Source organism: Saccharothrix lopnurensis, assembly GCF_042658445.1.
In the GTDB taxonomy this organism is placed as follows: domain Bacteria; phylum Actinomycetota; class Actinomycetes; order Mycobacteriales; family Pseudonocardiaceae; genus Actinosynnema; species Actinosynnema lopnurensis.
Genome location: NZ_JBHSQO010000104.1, coordinates 1 through 1,133 on the forward strand (window position 1 = coordinate 1; position 1,133 = coordinate 1,133).

Annotated in this window: 1 protein-coding gene; it reads left to right on the top strand. The window is 70.4% G+C overall.

Features of this window, described 5'->3' with window-relative positions:
• Window positions 1-1,133 (top strand): glucuronyl esterase domain-containing protein (locus ACFP3R_RS37525; protein ID WP_380643799.1); only part of this gene is annotated, 1,133 nt, incomplete at both ends.

Here is a 1,133-nt window from a genome sequence, read left to right on the forward strand (position 1 = left end):
GCCGCCGGTGACGTGTCCATCGCGGCGGTGGAGGACGACGGCGCGGACTGCCCGGTGACCCTGCCCGGGTCGACCCCGTCGAACTCGCGGTTGCCCGACCCGTTCACCCGCCTCAACGGCACCAGGATCTCGTCGAAGTCGGACTGGCGGTGCCGCCGGGCCGAGATCCGGGAGCTGGCCGAGCGCCACGTCTACGGCGACAAGCCCGCCAAGCCCACCAGCGTCACGGGCACGGTCTCCGGCTCCGGCATCACGGTCACCGTTTCGCACAACGGCCGCACGGCAAGCTTCTCCGCCACCGTGCAGCTGCCCAGCGGCACCGGCCCGTTCCCGGCGGTGATCGTCTACGGCGGCTTCGGCGGCGACACCGCCACCATACGCTCCTCCGGCGCGGCCGTGATCAGCTTCGACCCGTACTCCGTGGGTCGTGAGGGCACGCCGCGCAACAACAAGCAGGGCGCGTTCTACAGCATCTACGGCAACACCAGCTCCACCGGCCTGCTCGCCGCCTGGGCCTGGGGCGTGTCCCGCATCATCGACGTCATCGAGACCAACGGCGGCAACGTCCTGCGCGCCGACATCGGCGTGACCGGCTGCTCGCGCTTCGGCAAGGGCGCCTTCGCCGCCGGCGTGTTCGACCAGCGCATCGCCCTGACCATGCCCATCGAGTCGGGCACCGCCGGCCTGCCCATCCACCGCGGCGTCAACGCCGAAGGCGGCCAAACCCTCTCCAGCGCCTACGGCGAACAACCCTGGTTCGGCGACGCCTTCGGCTCCTACACCGGCAACCCCAACAACCTGCCCATCGACACCCACTCGCTGGTCGCCATGGTCGCCCCACGCGGCCTGTTCATCATGGACAACCCGCACATCGCCAACCTGGGCCCGAGGTCCGCCGGCGTGGCGGCGCTGGGCGGCGCCGAGGTCTACAAGGCACTGGGCGCGCAGAACAACATCCTCTACCACTCCAACGTCTCCGACGGCACGCACTGCGCCAACCGGTCGGAGTGGCGCACGCCGTTGCAGCAGGCCATCGGCAAGTTCCTGCGCAACACCGGCAGCTTCACCGGCGGCATCACCATGCACAGCAAGGCCACCGGCACCCTCTCCCAGTGGCGCGACTGGACCACCCC